19 protein-coding genes are annotated in these 18,061 nt (G+C 67.1%); 2 read left to right on the forward strand and 17 right to left on the reverse strand.

Annotated elements, in window-relative coordinates; translation table 11 throughout:
* Window positions 1-265: 265 nt before the first annotated feature.
* The 11 genes from J4573_RS31440 to J4573_RS31490 form a co-directional block, all read right to left on the reverse strand.
* Complete coding sequence (locus tag J4573_RS31440; protein WP_208259515.1) at window positions 266-625, reverse strand: hypothetical protein; 360 nt, start codon at window positions 623-625, stop codon at window positions 266-268.
* Window positions 622-1,125: a hypothetical protein gene (locus J4573_RS31445; RefSeq protein ID WP_208259516.1), complete on the reverse strand. Its 504-nt coding sequence runs from the start codon at window positions 1,123-1,125 to the stop codon at window positions 622-624. The genes J4573_RS31440 and J4573_RS31445 overlap by 4 nt, the downstream gene beginning before the upstream one ends.
* Before the next feature lie 120 nt (window positions 1,126-1,245).
* The gene (locus tag J4573_RS31450; protein WP_208259517.1) at window positions 1,246-2,475 is read right to left on the reverse strand and encodes a hypothetical protein; all 1,230 of its coding nucleotides are present in this window, start codon (window positions 2,473-2,475) and stop codon (window positions 1,246-1,248) included.
* A 325-nt stretch (window positions 2,476-2,800) separates the two neighbouring features.
* Window positions 2,801-3,247 (reverse strand): hypothetical protein, encoded by a 447-nt coding sequence (locus tag J4573_RS31455; protein ID WP_208259518.1) that lies wholly within the window; start codon window positions 3,245-3,247, stop codon window positions 2,801-2,803.
* A gap of 682 nt (window positions 3,248-3,929) precedes the next feature.
* On the reverse strand, window positions 3,930-4,430 hold the full coding sequence (locus J4573_RS31460; RefSeq protein WP_208259519.1) for an ATP-binding protein: 501 nt from the start codon (window positions 4,428-4,430) through the stop codon (window positions 3,930-3,932).
* Between the two features lie 466 nt (window positions 4,431-4,896).
* Window positions 4,897-5,349, reverse strand: a complete 453-nt coding sequence (locus tag J4573_RS31465) for a hypothetical protein (protein WP_208259520.1) — start codon at window positions 5,347-5,349, stop codon at window positions 4,897-4,899.
* Window positions 5,346-6,161 (reverse strand): phosphotransferase, encoded by an 816-nt coding sequence (locus J4573_RS31470; RefSeq protein ID WP_208259521.1) that lies wholly within the window; start codon window positions 6,159-6,161, stop codon window positions 5,346-5,348. Before J4573_RS31470 ends, J4573_RS31465 begins: the two co-directional genes overlap by 4 nt.
* 13 nt (window positions 6,162-6,174) lie before the next feature.
* Window positions 6,175-6,672, reverse strand: a complete 498-nt coding sequence (locus J4573_RS31475) for a glycine-rich domain-containing protein (RefSeq protein ID WP_208259522.1) — start codon at window positions 6,670-6,672, stop codon at window positions 6,175-6,177.
* Window positions 6,673-6,703: 31 nt separating this feature from the next.
* Complete coding sequence (locus tag J4573_RS31480) at window positions 6,704-7,126, reverse strand: hypothetical protein (protein ID WP_208259523.1); 423 nt, start codon at window positions 7,124-7,126, stop codon at window positions 6,704-6,706.
* 204 nt (window positions 7,127-7,330) lie between these two features.
* Window positions 7,331-7,594: a hypothetical protein gene (locus J4573_RS31485; RefSeq protein ID WP_208259524.1), complete on the reverse strand. Its 264-nt coding sequence runs from the start codon at window positions 7,592-7,594 to the stop codon at window positions 7,331-7,333.
* Between the two features lie 338 nt (window positions 7,595-7,932).
* On the reverse strand, window positions 7,933-8,100 hold the full coding sequence (locus J4573_RS31490) for a hypothetical protein (protein ID WP_208259525.1): 168 nt from the start codon (window positions 8,098-8,100) through the stop codon (window positions 7,933-7,935).
* Between the two features lie 152 nt (window positions 8,101-8,252).
* Between J4573_RS31490 and J4573_RS31495 the strand changes: the two genes are divergently transcribed.
* Window positions 8,253-9,734, forward strand: coding sequence for a helix-turn-helix domain-containing protein (locus J4573_RS31495; protein ID WP_208259526.1), 1,482 nt, complete (start codon window positions 8,253-8,255; stop codon window positions 9,732-9,734).
* Entirely contained in the window at window positions 9,731-10,285 is a 555-nt protein-coding gene (locus J4573_RS31500) for a GNAT family N-acetyltransferase (protein WP_208259527.1), read from the forward strand. Before J4573_RS31495 ends, J4573_RS31500 begins: the two co-directional genes overlap by 4 nt.
* A 99-nt stretch (window positions 10,286-10,384) precedes the next feature.
* Here J4573_RS31500 and J4573_RS31505 read toward each other — a convergent pair whose 3' ends face one another.
* The 6 genes from J4573_RS31505 to J4573_RS31525 all read right to left on the reverse strand — a co-directional run bounded on the left by J4573_RS31505 (window position 10,385) and on the right by J4573_RS31525 (window position 17,637).
* Window positions 10,385-11,803: an AfsR/SARP family transcriptional regulator gene (locus tag J4573_RS31505; RefSeq protein ID WP_208259528.1), complete on the reverse strand. Its 1,419-nt coding sequence runs from the start codon at window positions 11,801-11,803 to the stop codon at window positions 10,385-10,387.
* Between the two features lie 1,012 nt (window positions 11,804-12,815).
* Window positions 12,816-14,534, reverse strand: a complete 1,719-nt coding sequence (locus J4573_RS31510; protein ID WP_208259529.1) for a recombinase family protein — start codon at window positions 14,532-14,534, stop codon at window positions 12,816-12,818.
* Window positions 14,531-15,199: a recombinase family protein gene (locus J4573_RS31515; RefSeq protein WP_208259530.1), complete on the reverse strand. Its 669-nt coding sequence runs from the start codon at window positions 15,197-15,199 to the stop codon at window positions 14,531-14,533. Before J4573_RS31515 ends, J4573_RS31510 begins: the two co-directional genes overlap by 4 nt.
* Window positions 15,196-15,327 (reverse strand): hypothetical protein, encoded by a 132-nt coding sequence (locus tag J4573_RS55515; RefSeq protein ID WP_279575624.1) that lies wholly within the window; start codon window positions 15,325-15,327, stop codon window positions 15,196-15,198. Before J4573_RS55515 ends, J4573_RS31515 begins: the two co-directional genes overlap by 4 nt.
* 463 nt (window positions 15,328-15,790) lie before the next feature.
* On the reverse strand, window positions 15,791-16,675 hold the full coding sequence (locus tag J4573_RS31520; RefSeq protein WP_208259531.1) for a TRM11 family SAM-dependent methyltransferase: 885 nt from the start codon (window positions 16,673-16,675) through the stop codon (window positions 15,791-15,793).
* Window positions 16,672-17,637 (reverse strand): class I SAM-dependent methyltransferase, encoded by a 966-nt coding sequence (locus J4573_RS31525; RefSeq protein ID WP_208259532.1) that lies wholly within the window; start codon window positions 17,635-17,637, stop codon window positions 16,672-16,674. Before J4573_RS31525 ends, J4573_RS31520 begins: the two co-directional genes overlap by 4 nt.
* Between the last annotated feature and the right edge of the window lie 424 nt (window positions 17,638-18,061).

Consider the following 18,061-nt stretch of genomic DNA (forward strand, 5'->3'; position numbering starts at 1 on the left):
GGGGCGCGGGACGAGTCCGCGCCTCCACCCCCTCGCCGGGACCTACGCGGTAGGCGTCCATGACACTACCGGTCACTAGGAGTCGGCGACCCCTGACCGACCGTGATTGGCGTTCTCCGGGGCCGCAGCCCACCGGCCTGGCCTCGGGTCCGGGTGCGGCGGTGGTCGGGCCGCAGAGCGCGTCACCGCGCCCCCTAGACGGGACGCGGTGACGATGAGCTGGGCCCGACGCCCGCCCGTTGGTAGCGCGGGCGGGGTCGAGCGGCTATGGGGTGTTCGTGACGGGGCCGGAGCGGCGGCAGGTGTCGCACCGGCCCTCTCCGTCACACACCGACGTGTCGTAGTTGCGGGGTTGTGCCTGCTGGATGGCTTCGCGGGCGAGGGCGTCGCGGACGGTGGCCGCCATGGTGCACGGGGAGGCGAACAACACCTGCGCGGCCGCGACCGCCGTGCGCGCCGCGTCGATCAGATGATCGGTCGCCTGGTCGAAGGCGATCGAGTCGGTATCGGGATCGATGGCATCCAGCTCGATCAGCGCCATGCGGACTCCCACCAGGCCGCCCACCACCGACACACCCTCGGTCCGCCATTGGCCCGCGTCGGTGGCGGGGGTGCGGGGGGTCATGAGTTGTCCAGTGAGGTAGCGCGGGACCGGGGCCCGGCGGGTCTGGTGGTGGCGTGAACGGCGTTACCCGTCTCGGTTGCCGGATTGCCGGTGGTGGGGTGGCCAGGGGTGGGGTTGCCGGTGGCGAGGTTGAGGACGGTGAGGGCGTCTACGTGCGCGGTGGCGCGGTAGAAGTCGCGGGCGGCCTCGATCCGGACCCGGGCGAACTCTTGCTCGATCGGGCACGCGTGGCGCGGTACCCGCTGGTCCATCAGGATCGTGCGGGCCGCGTCGCGGACCTTCACCAGCGCGTCGGCCGGGTCCACACACTCCCCATCGACCATGTCCACCACGTACTGCCACCGGCGCGCGGTCGCACGCATCGCCACGACCGCGACAAGGGCGGCCGGGTCGATCGAGTCGCCGTTCTCCAGATCGTGGATCATCTTGCCTTCGGCGGAACCGAGCTCGTCCAGGGCCTCGTCACGGCACGCGCGAATGTAATCGTCAAACACAGGCATGGACCTACCTCCTGAGGATCTGCGGGTGGTGTGATGCGGGCGCCTCGTCCGGCCGGGCCTTCCGGCCGGACGAGGCCGGTAGGGGCGGAACCGGGCTGACCGGTCCCGCCCCCGGGCCTGTCAGGCCGCCGCGTCGGTGGCGGGCGCCTCGCCGGTGGCCGCGTCGGTTACGGACGCGTCGCTGGCGTCCGTAGCGTCCGGGGCGTCCGGGATGGTGGCGGGGGTGGTGTCCGGGCCGGTGGCCTCGTCAGTGGCGGGCGCGGTGGCGGTGGCGCCGGTGGCGAGGGTGTAGCGGGCGGGCTTTTCGGTGGTCAGGGTCGCGTCGCCGAGTTCGACGAGCTTGTCGAGGGCGTTGGCGACCGCGCCGGACGATCGATCCAGGACCTTGCCGATCTCGCCGGGGGTGAAGTCCTTACCGGGGTGGGCCTGCAGGTGCGCGATCACCTCGGGGCGCAGCGGACGCGGCGCCGCGCGGCCCGTACGCGGCCCGCCACCGGTTCCGGCGGTGCGGGGCTTGCCGGGCCGTGCGGGCACGGCACCGATGGCCTGGGCTACGCCGTGGGTTGCGGCGAACACGCACTGCAACCCTGCGTCGGCTTCCAACTCGTCCTCGGCGACCACCGCCGCGTAGGCGGTGGTGACCGCCGCGAGGAGATCGGTCAGCGCGCGGCGGGTCGCCTCGGTGCGCTGCGCGGACGCCAGCTCGGCGTCGATCTTCGCGCGGCGGGCTTCTTCCTCGGCCAGCCGGGCCTTGATCTCCGCGTCGGCGACCGCGCGGCGTTCGGCCTCTTCGGTCATGACCCGCATGGCGTCCGCGAGGGTGTCCGCGTCCACCACCGGCGCCACCGGCACCTCGTCGTCGTCCTCGTCGTCCTCGTCATGGTCCGCGTCCGCGTCGGGGGCGTCAGCGGTGGTGTCGGCCGGGGCGCCGGTGGGCTCGGCTGCCGAGTCCGGCCCGTCGTCGGTCGCGGGCGCCTCGTCGGTCCCCGCGTCCGCCGCCGGGACGGCCTCAGGGTCGGTGGCGGGGGCGGGCGCGTCGGTGGGGGCGGGGGTCCACGTGTCAGGCTTGGTGCGCCCGCCCCGGCCCTTCTCACCCGGCGCTGATACCGCGTGCCCGGACTCGGCGAACGCGGCGAGTTCGGTGCGGGCGTCCGCCGCATTCAGGCCCGCCGCCTTGGCGATCACCGCGACGGTTGCGCCGGGGTTGGCGGTCAGCGCGTCCCACACCGCCCCGGACGGGGCGCTGGCGGTAGCGGTCGCGTCGGGTACGGCCGGGGCGGTAGCGGGGACGTCAGCCGGGTTGGCGGGGTTCGGGGTGTTGGTGGTGGCGGGGGTGGTGTTCGCGGCCATTTCATGACTCCTATTTCCGGGGCGCCGGGACCATTTCCCGTCCGCCGTATTTCGTTCGTTCCACCACCACCATTTCTCGATGGACACCCAACCTCAAGTCCACCCGGCCATTTCCTATGCCGCCAAAACGGCTGGAGAGGCTTACCTCACAAAAACCACCCCGCCATACCAATTAACGACACCCCGCCGAACCGCTTGACTTCCGGGAATCGACGAGCCTTCGCGGGCGGAAAAGAGAAACGCGCGCCGCATCAAATGCGGCGCGCGTTCCGGGCGCGGTTCATAGGGCGGGGGTGACCGTGTCAGCCCCCGCGATGGGGGCGGGTCACCATGGGTACATTCCGGCCTCGGCGGCGGCTTCGTCGGTCATCCACAGGAACCGGACTCGGGCGATCACCCCGGGGGTGTCGATGTCTTCGGCGACGTCGACGATGGCGTGCCATCCGTGGCCGGGGGTGTTGATGGTCCGGTCCATGACCTCAGTCAACGCGCTGAGCCGCTCCTCGGTGATCTCGTCGGCCCCGTGCACGTCCGGGGCCACCGGGTCGGGGTCGCCCTCGAACCGGATCACTTCGGCGGTCTTGTCGAAGTTGTACGCGGCGACCAGCCCGGCCTCCGCGTCGTCCGCGCTGATCTCGGCGCGGTGCGCGTCCCACCGGAACGCGTAGTCGGCGCCGACGAGTGCGCACCCGGCCGCGTCCAACACCGTCACGACCGGGTCGGCCGCGACGTTCATGACGGGGGCGGTGGTGGTGGCGTTGTTCGCGGCCATTTCGATCTCCCTATATCGCGACCCGGCGGATTCTTTTCCGCCCGTGTTTTTTCTTGCGTATTAATTGTCACTCGGTCACGGGGTGTAATCAAGCAATTGGCCGTGGACTTTACCAACCGTGAGGGCTGAACCGTCTTACCTTCACCACCGCCGTGCGGGAAAGGTCATGGAAAAGGCCCCGGGGCGGGCACCGGGACTTTCCGGAGAAAGATCCGGTGCGGACGACCGGGAGAACCACAGCGGGCGTGCGACAGATCGGGCCTCGCCGCCGGGGCCGGCGAGGCGGCCTTGAGAGAGGGAGAGAGGGCGAGAAGGGGGAGGGACAAGACTTGAGAAGAAGGCATCGGACAAGGACAACCACACTCGACGCACACATTGGACTCACCTGTATAGGTGAGTCGGGCCCGCCAAGCGACCACCCATCAGGGCCCTGACCTGGGATCACCTGATAGCGAGAGGGGTCGCTTGATAAGGCGACCCCCGAAACGAGCACCGAAGCGACCCCGGTAGCGACCCCCGAAACGACTCGCAGCACGCGACACAAGCCGCTAAGCAACGGAAGGCCCTGCCCGGTTCCCCAAGGGGAACATCAGCAGGGCCTTCCGGGAAGCGCCTCGGGGGCAGCCGTCCTCTACTCTGGCCTGCGAGGGGCCAGCCTGTTACGAGCAGGCTGGGCCCTCTTCTATGAGGCTGGTACCACCGTCAGGTCTGGTCTGGGGACGGTGGGATTGTCGCGGGCGCGTAGGTCGACGTCGGCCCAGACAGTGTGTCCTCCGTCGGGGTGGCCGTGTACGCCCATCGATGTGGCCAGGTTCTGGACGATGCGCAGGCCGCGTCCGTTCTCTTCGAGGGACTGTGGGGGCGGGGCGGGCTGGACGGTGGGTGTGCCGCCTCCGCCGAGGTCGGTGACGCCGATGTAGGACAGGTCGGCGTATTCGAGTTCGAGGCCGAACCAGCCGTTGGGCTGGCCGGATCGGGTATGGAGCAGCGCGTTGCTCACCAGCTCGGTGACGATCGACGCCACGTCATCCTCACGAGCTGTCCCTGCGAACAGGGCACGCGCGAAGTCTCTGGCGGCTGCGATTTGTTCCCGCTCGCCGATGTAGGCGCGGCGCCAAACCATCGGTTCCGGGCTGCTGAGCCATTCAAATGGGGAACCATAGGTCCATTGTTGTCTTTGCATTTTCTGGTCTTCCTCCTTGACGTTGCCGTTCGCGAACGGAGCGTCCCGCCCCGTGGAATGCGGGCGGGCCGACGGGTATCACCGCTCGCCTCGGTGGTGAAGGTCAAGGCCCGCCGGCCCCGCGGACCTCACGCCGCCGAAGACGGCGACGCCTCAGCTAGCAGAAGTGTGCGGAGTTACCGGAGGGTGCCGATACCAGTTGGCGGTGTGCAGGGAGAGCTCCCTACGGGCCACGGCTGGTTCCGTCAAAAGCGCGTGACCTAGCAGGACCGGTTCTGCGTTGGCCGCGCCTCACCGAGCGACGCCGAAGAGCTCGTGTGTGGCGCTACTCAGCGCGCTGAAGAGGAGCTGATGGCCTCGGAGGCACACCTCGCCTCCGAGGGGACCTCCGAGCGGCGTACTTTCGCGCACGTCTCCCACGGGGACCAGAGAGCAGGAGATGAGCGCCTTCCGCCGCCCGGAGGGGCTAGGCGCTCCCGTTCTCGGACTCCGGGTCGTTGCGACTTGCAGCTTCCACAAGCCCGACCAGCTCAGCGGTCTGCCAGGAGGGGTAACGAAGGTTGGCAAAGCCCACCAGTCGGCCCGACAGAATCGGAACCGTGGCCTCCCAACCGTTGCCAGCCACGATTGGCGCAGCGAGGTCCATCAGGCGTTCCATATGCCCCGTGAGCATCTTCAGCCAGGCGAATCCGTCCCAGTAGGCCGCGTAGCGTTCCCGGCGCTCAACTGGATACATGCAGCCGCCGCCAGCAATGCCTGCGCCCACGTCCTGACAGCACTGGAGCGTGGTGAAGCCCTTCCGCCATAGTGCGGTCACCAGGTCGACCATGCCCGTATCGACCTGGACGTGCTCACCAGCGGGTGTCACGAGTTCCGCGGTGGGATGGACCTGCACGGGCTCGGTGTACTCAGTGGTCATTCGAGCACTCCTCGGTAGTTCGCCCAGCGCTTCACCAGCTCCAGATAGGGCGGGATCCATTTCTGATCAGGGAAAAGGCCCTTGCGACGCTCCCAGACAGCGGTGTGAAGTCGGGCGTAGTGATCGATCGAGCCGGAGTCGGTTTGGGTCCACGCGGGGAACTGCCCCAGCCAGCTTTCAACGGACTCGGGAGTGTGGCCGGCGTCCAGCATCCAGGGGATCATCTGCGCCAGCTCCACCCATGGAGCGCCCCGGGAGACGAAGGCCCAGTCCACGATGTAGACGGACTCGTCTGGGGTGACGAGGATGTTGCTGGCGTTCAGGTCGGTGTGGAGGAGCGCCTCGCCTGCCATCGGCGACACGTCTTCTCCTGGCAGTGCCCAGCGGTTGGTCACAGGGCGCTGAACCACATCCGGTCGTGGCGTCTTCTGGAGCCGGTTGACCGTCGCCGCGACGAGTTCCAGATCCGGGGAGTCTGGCGAGTAGCTCGGATGGCGCCCTGTCACGTACTCGAAGGCCAGTACGAGCCACCCCCCGACCTCCTCAGTCCACAGGAGCCGGGGAGTGAACTCGCGGACGAAGGGATTCACCTCCGCTTCTGTACGAAGCGACACGACTTCCGGGCCGTCTTTCTCGGGCAGCTTGCGCGCAGCCTTGACGAACACCTTCCTGCGGTCGTCGCCAATGATCGCCGAGGCGATGTCCGCGTGATTGCCGACGGCCGCTGGCTTGATGCAGCAGATTGTCCCGGTGTGTTGGGTGATCGCGTCCCGCACGGTTGCGGGTAGCTCATCCCAGTCGCTTCGTGTCATGTGTCCTCGTGGTTCAGATGGTTGCGACTCGGCCCTGGCAGATGTCGGTGCAGCAGCTCACGCCGGTTGCCCAGAACCGTTCGTCGACCGGCCAGCCTGCGTTACGCATGGCCGCGACAGTGAGCGCGACCGATCGGCCGCTGACGATGTCGGAGTTAGAGACCGGGACGTGATCGATGAACCGGCCGCCGGTCAGCCCTTCGCAGGTTTCCCGATAGTCCTTGGTCAGGTCCAGGAAGGCGTGGTACGCATCGTCGATCTCCTCGGACGGGGTGAGATGCATAAACACCATGCCGTCCGGCGCGATGCCTGCGGGCGGGCTGCTCGGGTCATAGGACGCGGTCGTTGCCAGGAAGCAGAGCATCTGCTCGACCATCAGCTCGGCGTACCACCGGGCGACCTTCACGTACTCCTTACGGACCCGCTCCACCAGGGTGTTGAACAGGTCGGGACTGATCAGTTCACGGGGATTACGGACGGCGGTTTCGGCCGTCTCCGTGATGGTGGTCATGGCGACCTCCTTCGATTGGGAACCAGGGGATTCATGCGATCAACCGCGTCAGGTCGTCGAGCTGGGCTTCAGGGAACTGGACCTCAACCCAATCCATGACCGCGAACGTGCCGCCGTCGTTCGGGCGGACCGGGGAGTGGACATGCCAGGCCCCAGGATCCATCGCGCCCTTGAGCCTTGGAGCGAAGGCAGGTGAGGCGGATACGACCTGAAGGAATTCCAGGGCTGACGGGGTTGGCATCCTCAGCCAGACGTAGCCCAGGTGCAGCTCGCGCCAGCAGTCCCAATGCGGACCGGACTTTTCGAGCCCCTCGTAGGACTCACCGAGGTTCTGGCAAGACATGGTCGTCGACCATCCCCTGAACCACAGGGCACGGATCAAGGCCACCAGGCCCTCGTCCACTTCAACCTCCTCGCCTTGATGAATGAGGCTGACCGTTCGGTGGAACGGCATGAGCCCTCCTCTTCGCATCCCGCTCAACCAGGACCATCCGGCGTTCTAGCTCCATCGGTTCCCGAGCCACCACGAAGCTTCCGCCGCGGCCGGGCCACAGAGGAAACCCAAGAAACTGCCGACTCCAGGACCCATATGCCACGAGCCAGTCACCCTCATGAGCCTCTTGAAGGCGGCGGGCGATTTCGGCCGGGTTCTCGGGAGTCACAGCTGGTAGCCCTCCCACAGCCGGTCCTGCTCAGCCTTGAGTTCCTCCAACTCCTCCTTGGACGCGGCTGATATCCATGGCTTGACGCCGAATCGTTCTTGCCGCTTGGTGATTGTCTGGCGGCGCCTGCAGTGCCACAGATCGTGTTCGTCCTGGTAGTTCTCGTACCAGGGACTCGGATCGACGGTGCCAGCCGGAAGCGGATCAGTGTGCGAGACGTGCGGGACCTTCTCGCTCTTGCGAGACCGGTCGAACCTCATCGCGTCGCCTGGTCGCTCTTGACAGGCACGGGGAAGGGACTGGGCCCCAGGGAAGACATCCACCGTTGCAAGTCGTCCTGGTCGCGCATCTTGAATTCCAGCCATAGCCGGGCCGGCGCCTTAAGCACCTCCCTCAGCCCTCCAAGGGCCTCGGACGCCGTGACTGGGTTCCTGCGCTCCACGACCCACTCGCCGTTGGCCGGATAGGGCTCGCCCCAGTTGCCTGGGTCTTCCGGGGGCGTCGGGACAGGTACTGAGAATCCGCGCAGCTCAACGGGGGTAGCTGGCGTCGAGTTGTCCTGGCGGCCCCCTCGTCGGGGGGTATCGAAGGTCATCGGTCACGACACCTCGTCGGCCGCCTGCTCCTGGTTTCCCGAGACCTGGGCCGTGTCATGGTCGGGCAGATCGACCGCCTTCATCGGAACGGCCGGGGTCGCTGACGCGTGGTGGTTGCCAGGAGGGTCCTCGTCCTTGGGCCGGTGGGTCCCGTTCTGCTGGCTTGACATCGTCTTCTCCTTCTCGTCAGGAGGCTGGTGTCCTGTGACACAGACGATGCACCCGGTTACCCACCCGGTTCCACGACCGCGCTGTATGAGAAACGAGCTTCGGTCATACAGCGATGTATAAGGGGATGCCCACGACAGGGGAAAGCCGCATCATGGACACCAAGAGCACGACTTACTTCGATCCGCCATCTTGCTTGAGGTGTCATCAGCCGCTCAGCCGGTACACCACAGGCGACCTTTGCAACATCTGCGCAACCACCGCCCCGGCAGTGGCCCTTCCCTTGGAGTTCTGGTTTGACCCCGAAGTGTCGGCAGCGCTCGAGACCTGGAAGTGGTCAACCGTGCTGCGTGCAGTCTGGAAAGCCACCGGCGCCACACAAGACGCCATTGCCGATCAGACAAAGCTCACGCAAGCGACCATCTCGCGGCTCATGTCAGGCCGATCAGGTGGGCAGACCATCGAGACCGCGCTCAAGCTGGTCGATGGCCTCGGCGCTCCTCGGATCCTCGCCGGGCTCGCCCCGCAGGGCCTCAGACACTTGGCGCAGACTGCACATGGTGAGCCAGAGCCCGGAGGAGAGCCTGACACGGCGTTTGGCGGGGAGGAGCCCGCTGTGAAGCGTCGCGAGTTCGGGTCTACCGTGCTGCTCGTCGGGTTGTCGGCCGCGATTCCAGACACTGGCGATACGGGCAAGCCCCCGCAGGTGAATGACGTCCTGGCCCGTCTGAACCGCCCCAGCGAGATCGCCGCTGATCTGTACAAACTCGATGACACCTACGGCGGCGCCTCGCTCGTGGAGCTGGCAACGGCCCGGTTGGCCAGTCTGAAAGCACAGGTTCGGCGCGCCAGCCTCGCTCCGTCGCGTGAGCGCCTTGCGGTGTCGGTGGCCGGCGAGTTGGAGGTCTGCGCGGGCTGGTTCAGTTTCGAGGCGGGGAACCATAAGCAGGCTGCCCAGCACTACAGCCAGGCGCTATACGCCGCACACGAATCCGGCAATGACGCGGTTAGGCTCCACGTGCTGAACCTGATGGCGATGCTTGCGATCAATGGACGCAGCCCGGACAAGGCTCACCAAATAGCGGCGACGGCACTCGACACCGCCCCTCACGGGGACCCTCGGCTGCGATCGCTACTGACCATGCGCAAGGCACACGCGGCAGCCAAGGTGGCCAGGGCGGCGGGCCAGGGCCGCAGCCCGGACTTCGAACGGCACCTCGGCGCCGCGTGGGACGAGCTGGGTGGCAACGGCCCGATCGAGCAGGAGCCCTGGTTCGCGTTCTTCTCCGAGCGAGAGCTGCGCGGCCTGGAAGCCCTCGGCCGAGGATGGCTCGGACAGCATGAACGGTCCGCCGAGATACTCGCCGACGCGATCCCCGGCATGTTGCCACGCAACAGCGCGTACTACTCCCTGGATCATGCAAGTGCCCTGGTATCGCTTGGAGAGGTCGAACAGGGTGTAGCGAAGTTCCACGAGATCTTGCCGATGTTGATGGAGCTCTCCTCGGTCCGCGTGCGCAACGGAATCGGCGAATTCGCTCAGACACTCACCCCACATGCACGCCACGACGCGGACGCCGCAGAGACCCGAAGGATCGCGCTCCACCTCGCAGGCCAGGGAAGGACCCCGACATGACGTACAGCATCACCCGGCACACCTCTGACGAAGCCATCGCGATGGAAGGCGAGCTGACCGAGCTGTACGTCAAGACCTATGCCGAACCGCCCTACAACGGCGGTGGGGTGTACACGGAGGACGGCTTCCACACCCGCAACCAGCGCCAGTTCCGTTCGCCTGGTTTCTCGCTCATCACGGCCCGCTCCAGCGAAGGCGACCTTGTGGGCTTCGCGTTCGGGTTCACGATGGGCCCCGGACGATGGTGGGGCGGCGCCACCGAACCCGATGGGCCCGTGATGGGACAGGACAAGTTCGCTCTCATCGAGTTGGTCGTTGACGCTGCGCATCGGGGGCAAGGCCTCGGCCGCCGCATGCACGATGAGATCCTCGCCAACCGCCCCGAGAGGTATTCGACCTTGTGCGCGCACCCAGGAGCGCAACCCGCCCGCGATGCCTACGACCGGTGGGGATGGGTGAAAGCCGGAACGGTGGGGCTGGCTGATGACCAAGCTGACGTCATGGTGCTCGATCTAAAGAAGGACGGACGCCAGCCCGTGGAAATCGCCTAGCCCCTTCGAGCGACCCTGTCCCCGACAGCCTTCTCCGACGCACGGAGGGCAAGCGAAGGAAGAGAGGCGAGGCCCCGCCCTTGTTGGGGCAAGTGACCGTCAGCTCTTGTCGGTGAGTCTCGTGTACAGCTCTACCGTCTGAGGGTCTGGTCTCTGCTTGATCCCTCTCAAGCCTTCGTGTAGTTCCTCGTAGCAGTGGTGGATGCGGGTGGTCTGGCCGAGTTCGGCGTAGTAGCGCATCCGTTGCTGATAGAGGTGTTGGGCGGTGGGTTCGAGTTCGGTCGCGCGTTCCAGGTGGAGGGCGGCCCGAGCAGCCCCGGCCTCCAACGTGGCGAGTTCGGTCAGCGCCGCGACGACCTTGCGCCGTATAGTCCGATCGGTTTCCAGCGCCCATCGCTGCTCGCCATGCAGTTGAGGCAGGTAGGAGCCGGTGTAAAGGGTTACCGCCGCGGACAGCGTCGCTGCCTTCGCGTCGTCGGTCTCAGTGACGGCTCGGGCGATCAGGTCCTGGAAGAGGTGGAGGTCGCAGGCCAACAGCTCGCCGTTGATCTGATAGCCGAGCGCAGCCGAGTGCGTGATGACGACCTTGCCCTGGTTCGTCGGTCGCTCCAGTGCGGTGCACAGGAGAGCACGGGCATCGCGCAGTGCGGTGGAAAACCGTTCCGGGCTGCCATTCCACGCGCCCCATCCCAGTCTGTTTTCGAGGATCTCGCGGGTGAGCTTGCTACGGGAGCGATGTTCGGCGAGCTGCCCGATCAATGCCCACAGGTGATCGCTGCGGCTCTCTTCCCGCCGCGCTGGCCCTTCGACAACGCTGCCCCCGAACAAGCGGATCATCCCCGGCTGGCCCTGCGTGGCGCTCAGCTGTCGATTAGCCGATGGCGCGCCATGCAGCCCCAGCGGATCCTTGGCGGTGAGTCCAAGCGCGACCAGTCTCTCCTGGCATTGGGCCTCATCCAGCAACATGACCTGCGTTCCGGTGAGGTTCCCTGCGGCCTTGCCGGTGGCATCAGTGATCACGCCGCCGCTGTCAACCGCCAGGGTCGTGCCGTGCGGCCAGTCCCCAAGCAGGAGGCCACCTATTCCTAGGCATGCCCCTATCTGCAGCTCGTAGCCTGCTCGGGCCGTGTCCTCGGCTGGGTCTATCGCGCACACCAGCGGGACCACCGGTGCGGCCCCAACCGCGCGCCCAGCAGAATCAGGCTCGGCGTCTCGCAAGGCGGTCCGGCCGACGGTCTGGCCGCCGAGGTCGTTCAGAGCATCCGAAGCTGTCGCGGCCACCCTCACCCCCGACACGGCGGTCTCGGCCATCCGCCGAGCAGCTTCCTCGCCTAGCAACCTGCGCAAGTCAGGCCCGGTGGTCACCACCTGGCGGTCTCCGTGAACGGCGGCACCCAGCATCTGGACCAGCAGGGCTCGCTCGGCCTGGTCCGCGCCGGGCCCGATTAGGCGAAGGCCACCGGTGCGCGTCAGATCAATCTCAACCCGAGCCCCATCCCTGGTTCCCAGCACGGCCATGACTGGTCCCAGGCCTAGCTCCGCTGGCTCACTGGCGGGGAGGGGACGTGCGGACGGAGCCGCTGATGCTTCGCCCCGGCGCCGTCGCACGGCGCTTCCAAAGGCGCCGCCGACAGCCGCAAAGCTGGCGCGGCGCTGGAACAGAATCCAAGCACCGGCGATGCCCACCAGGGTGACCGCTGCAGCACCGCCCAGCCACGCCGAAGGCGATCCCAACGACCTCTCACCCGAGGAATCATCCGAGACGGCCTGCGTCCTCGGGAAGGGGGGCGCGGCGGCCGGCACGGGCGCCGAGAGGCGCGAGGTAGGCGCGGCCTTGGGCGCCAGGGAGGGTTTGTGGGTGGTCTTCTTCTGTCCACCAGGCTGCTGCCCGCGGCTCGGTTCTTGCCCAACTGCAGGTGTGTCGGCGGAGGATGACCGGGGGTGACGGGATGCTCCTGGCTGTCTGTGCTTGGCGGCCGTATTCGACTTGTGTGGCGCGCGCGTTCCGCTCCGGTCAGGCGAGCTCTGCGGCCTGCGCACCGAGTTCTTCAGGGCCGTGCCCATGTCCGGATTACGGGAACCGAGCTGCTGGCCGAGGTTCTGACACAGCTTGTTCTGGTCGAACATGTTGGCCGCTGCGCCCTTCAAGTCCACGCAGTCACCTCGCGTGGACGCCTCGGCTGGGGCGGTACTCAAAGCGGCAAGACCGGCGGCCGCGACGGGAAGGATCGCTCTGGCCACCCACGAAACACCACTGGCCCCCCTGAGCTGCGCTGGCGTGAACTCCGTCATCACGTCCCCCGTTGCCGTCATCACACCCGACCAGGCCCCGGGGGGAGGACCCAAGATCACCTTCCCAGCATCGGCGGGACCTGCCACCCAGATCACGATGACACGCTTCAGGGATGATCACGGCTGGGCAAATCTCGTGTGCACCGGAGTGAGCCGCGCCAAGGCGTTGCCAGTGCGCACTGCCGAACAGCACAACGGCATGCCCCGGCGACACAGACCATCGCACATGCCCCGAGCCCTAGGTAGCAGCCAGGAACGACAGCGTTCCGGACAACATGATCATGTTTGGGGTTACGGTCTCAGTCCCCCCTCGGACACAACCCGACCGCACATGTGGAGGCTCTGGGATTACCCGGGCCTCCACTAGTTGTTTCTGCGGATAGTAGGTCATCTTCAGCCCGAGCTGCTGGTAGAGATCGGCCTTTTCGAGCGGATCGGCCTTGATCACGGTCTGGGCGAGGTCCGCGCTCCGTTCGAGCAACTCGATGATCTCTTCCTTGGCGATGCGGTCTCCCCGTCGCCCCGAGCGAAGCTGACCCTCGATCCGGGCACGCTTCTCCTTGACTTCGTTGATCCACTGGGTGACCTCCATCGGGTCCGCTCCAGCGTCGAGAGCTCCGCGATACTGCTTGAGCTGGCGATCGCACGTTGCGAGCTGCTTGCGAATCTCGGCCGCCGCCGCTTCCGCAGGGTCGGTTTCCTGTTCGGCCAAGGCGTCGATGGTCGCCGCGATGCGGCTCGGCGCGAACGCGGTGGCGAGCCATCCATCGAGGTCATCAAGCACCTCAGCTTCGCGCAGGTAGACCACCTTGGGGTGATCGATCTCGTTGACCAGGGCGTACTCCTGGGGGAAGCGGCATCGGTAATACGCCTGCTTGTTGTTCCAGTTCCCTTGGAGCTTGCGGTCGCAGTACCCGCAGCGGATGCAGCCTCGGAACGCGTACGGGCGACGAGTCGGATTGCCCTTCTTGGAGTACTTTCCACGAGCACGGGAGGCGCGGATCTCTTGGGCGCGCTCGTAGTCGGCCAGACTGACCAGCTCATCGTGGGCTTGTTCCTCAGACCAGATCCATTCGTCACGGCTGTTCCAGCTCATCTTGGTGGTGTAACCGAGCGCGACGTCGTTGACGTCGATGAGGACCTCGTCCTTCCGCTGCCGATTCCACACCTGGTAGCCGGTGTAGCGCGGGTTCTCAAGGATGACCTTGACCGCGGACTTGGACCAGGCGATCTGGTTGCGGTGGCGATTGCGTCCAGGGTCGCTGGCGGACGGGGACGGTATGCCCTGCCGGGTGAGCTCCTCGGCGATGTCCTTCCGCCCCTTACCAGCCAGGTACTGGGCGAAGATCCACTTCACGACCCGTGAGAAGACGGGGTGCGCGACCAGCCGCTTGAGCCTCTTACCTTCAGCCGCCTTCGCAGGATTCGGGTGTGGACCGACGTCCTCGAGTTCATACCCGTACGGCGGCCGTCCACCAAGCCAACGCCCCTCCGTTGCGGTGATAGCCCTCATGGCGGCTCTGACCCGGATCTTGATCCGGTTGCGCTCGCCCTTGGACAACCCGCCGAAGACACCCATGATCATGTCGTGCGCCTCGTTGGCGCCGTCGATGGGCCCGCCAACCTCCGGCACCCAGAGGGCGATGCGGAAGTGTTCGAACAGCGGGAATGTCAGGCTGTACTGGTTGCCGTAGAAGGCCCGGTGGGGCTCCCCGATCACGACGGCATCGAACGCACGGGCTGAGTCCTTCAACTCCTCGATGAGGGCGGCGGCGTAGGGACGTCGTGGCCAAGGCATGGACCGGGACTTGTCCACGTCGAAGAACTGCATGACGATCTCGCCGCCATGTGGCTCGATCAGGGCGCGAGCTCGGCTGAGCTGCCATGCCCGGGACGCTTCGGGGTCCTGGTTGTCCTCAGTTGATACTCGGCCGTAGAAGGCGAATCGGGTGGTCACTGGACGCATCCATCCTGCTCGGAGCCAAAGGAGCGGTAGGGGCTCGGGCCCGGCCGATCTCCGAAGGGGTCGACGAAGGCGCGCATGATCAGGTCGTGTTCCTCGTTGTAGGGATCGATGGGCCCGCCGACCTCGGGAATCCACACTGCCGCCCCAAGTTCGGCGAGCACGGCCAGCAGCAGCCAGTACGGCACGTACGGCTCGGTGTCGAAGACCGGAGCTGGCCGACCGATGACCACGGCGTCGATCTGACCCGGATTGGTCTTCAATGCCTCCAGCAGCGCGCGCATCTGCGGCCGCCGATGCCAGGGAACCGTCCGGGTCGCGCCTAGGTCGAAGTACTCGGCGACGATCTGGCCGCCATGGGGTTCGATTAGCGCCAGGGCGCAGCGTCGCTGCCGTTCGTACGGAGTATGCGCGCTGGTGAGGCTGTAGGCCCGGCCTCCGCCGTAGAACGCGAACCGCAACGGTTGGGGCTCTGGCTCCCCTTCCAGCTGGCCTTGCACGTGCATTTCAGCGCAGGCTCGCATCCGCGTAAACGTTCGCTCGCGGACCTGGAACTCGTCGAGGGCGCGGCGACGGTGAGTGCCGTTGGCGGGCGGGGTCTCGGTCTTGGGGGCACGTGCAAGCCAGTTGTAGAGGGATGTTTTGGGTCGGTCCTTCACTGTCGGCCTCCTCGATTGCTGGTGTCGCGCTGGTCCGCGCGGGCGTCGGCCTTGAGCAGGATTCGCAGCAGGGCGCGGGCCGCGCCGGGGGTGAGCCGTGGAGGCTCGTCCGGCACGACCACACGCAACTTCCGCTCCTCGCTCCGGCCTTGGCCGGTCACCCCTCACCCCGTGACGAGGCGATGACCGGGCCGGTCACCCACCGCCGCCGGTCACACGGTCGGGCCCGGTGCCCGTCCGCACGGCGACGGCCCATGCATGAGCGCTCGACTTCACCGCCAAGGGCAAGGCCGGTCTTTGGTCCCGCCGGAGGCGTGGACGGTGATGCGCAGACCGTGACTGGTGAGCCGATGTACTGCTGGTGGCCGGCGAGCGTGGACAGGTGCCAGGACTGGCCGCACGGATAGGCACGCAACCTGATTCCGGGAGCGGCGATCCGTGCGGCTCGGCGTGCTTCGCGGCGGGTCAGGTAGCTGGCCCGCCCGCACGCCCCACAGGTACCGAGCTGGAGCCAACCCAGCAGCTCGGCGACCCGTTCGCGCCCCTGACGGGCCGGAGTCCGTTGCCTCATGGGTACGGTTTCCGGCCGGTTCATCGGCGTCCCCCGTTCAGGTCGCGTGCCGCCTGGAAGACCAGGAGATCTTCGTGGGCAGTGGCGCAGGCGGGGACGCCCTTCTCGCGGGCGCGGCGGGTTTCGAGCATCTGGAAGAACGAGGCCCGGTTCACCAGGTCCCCATCACGCACACCACACAGCAGGGCTGCGAGACGGTTGGTCAGCGCCAGCCCGGATCGTTCGGCAACTTCGGTCACGCGGCCGGGCAGATCGATCAGCTCACCCTTGACCCGGATCGGGCGGACGGTGACCGCGACCACCCCGTACGGAGTGAGTAGCTCCGCGCACCCGCGCAGGATCTGGCCGAACCCGTCCAGGAGTTCGTCCATGTGCTGGTGGGCGAGGTTGCCGGGGTCGGTGGAGTAGCGGTGGTTGCTCTTTTCGACCTTGCCGCCGCTGCTCTTGGCGCCGGATTTGATGTGGCCGTGGGTGTAGGAGCCGTACGGCGGTGAGGTCAGTACCAGCGCCACCTCGCCGCGTAGGGAGGCGTAGGCGGTGGTGATGTTGCGGGAGTCCCCGCACACCACCCGCGCGGTTCCGGTCGCTCCCTGGCTTTGGGCGTGCAGGACGTTGCGGGCGGTCATCGCGGCGAAGTCGCTCTCGTACTCCATGCCCGCGGCGTCACGGCCGAGGTGGATCGCCTCCACCAAGGTCGTGCCCACCCCGCACATCGGATCGAGCACCAGCTCACCCGGCCGGGTGAACGCCTCGATCACACGCGCGGCGATCGCGGGCAGCATCTTGCCCGGGTGCCGCATCGACTCCTCGGTGTAGCGGCCCTTGCGCTGGATCCGGGACGGCTTCTGCCCGGTCGCCAGCACCGACGCCATCGCCTCGCGGGTGTTGTTGTCGGGTGCGTTCATCGAGCCTCACCGTCCTTGCTCTGGGTGCGGCGGGGCTTGGTGAACAGGCACACATCGGCGTGCACCGACACCGCAGGCGGGAGCGCCCGCGACTGGATGTCGCGAAGTTCGGCGATCTCTCCCGGCGCTGCCTGGACCATCAAGGAGTCACCGTCGACCGGGACACGCAGCGCGATGACGTGCTGGATGTAGCGGAACCCGAGCAGGCTGGCCTGCCGGACTATGCGCGGCGCGGGATCGTGCAAGCGACCGCCCTCGTGCCGGGCGGTGGTGACGATGGCCAAGGTTCCGCCCGGACGCAGCACCTGCCACGCGGCGACCAGGAATGCCCCGAGCTGCTGCTCGGTGAGCATCCACAAGTCTGCCCGGCATGCCGGGCAGTCCCGGCTGCCCGGCAGCTTGGGCATGCGTCCCCCGACCTCGTACGGCGGGGGCGCGGCGACTACCAGGCCGACCCTGCCCGCGTGGTCGGCCAGGGCCCGGTTCATCTGGTCGGGGCGGCACGGCCGCATCGCAAGGAGGCCGAGTTGCTCGGTGGTGAGCGCAGCCGACTGGAGCCGGAGGCGGATGTGCTGGGCGAGTGGGAAGTGCGGCACCAAGGCCACACCGCGCCGGCCCGCCGAGACCGCCGCCACCAGAGTGGCCTCGCTGGTCGTGAACGCCTCCGCGACCAGGTCCCCCTCCCGTGTGCAGGAGGAGATCAAGTGGCGGGCCAGTTCCCGCCCGACCCTTCCACGGTGGGTGGCGCACAGCTCACCCTTGCCGGTGAGGCGGGTCTTGCTGGTTGTGCTCTGTCCGGCCGGTACGCCGGTGGAGCTAGGCGCGGTGTCCGCGCCTGTGGTGGGTGTGGTGTCGGAGCACAGCCACACGGTCAGCGGTAGCAGCCGCCGGACCTTGGTCCCGGCGCCCGGACCGGACTGGTCAGCGCCGGAGCTTTCCGAGTTGGAAGGCGTGTTGTTCATTCGCTGGGTGACCCGAGACGGTCACCCGATCGCCGATGCACCTATGAAGAACCGCGAATTGGCCCGGTCCTCTGCACGCCGATGAGTAAAGAGTCACTCAACCCCACAACCCCAACCCTGCCTCGACTCAACGTTTGCGCAGGTCAACACGCAAATAGAGGATCGATGGAGTGCCCTCATGGGTTTGGCGTGCCCATCGCTGCCGTCTCATCGACGCCCAGCTCGCAGCCCACACAAAGGCCCCGTTCCGTCAGGTAGCCGATCTTGCGGCTTCTACGGACAGTCCAGGGCGATTGGATTCGCCGAAGATTTCCGAGACGCGTGTCGTGCCGGTTGACCAGAACCTTGCCGATCCGTTTCGGCGAACGAGCGGCAAGCTGTCTGGCGCTGAGGGTTCCCAGCCCCTTTACCGATTTTGCTCACA

Origin of the sequence: Actinomadura barringtoniae, from assembly GCF_017573505.1 — a bacterium.
GTDB classification, from domain to species: domain Bacteria; phylum Actinomycetota; class Actinomycetes; order Streptosporangiales; family Streptosporangiaceae; genus Spirillospora; species Spirillospora barringtoniae.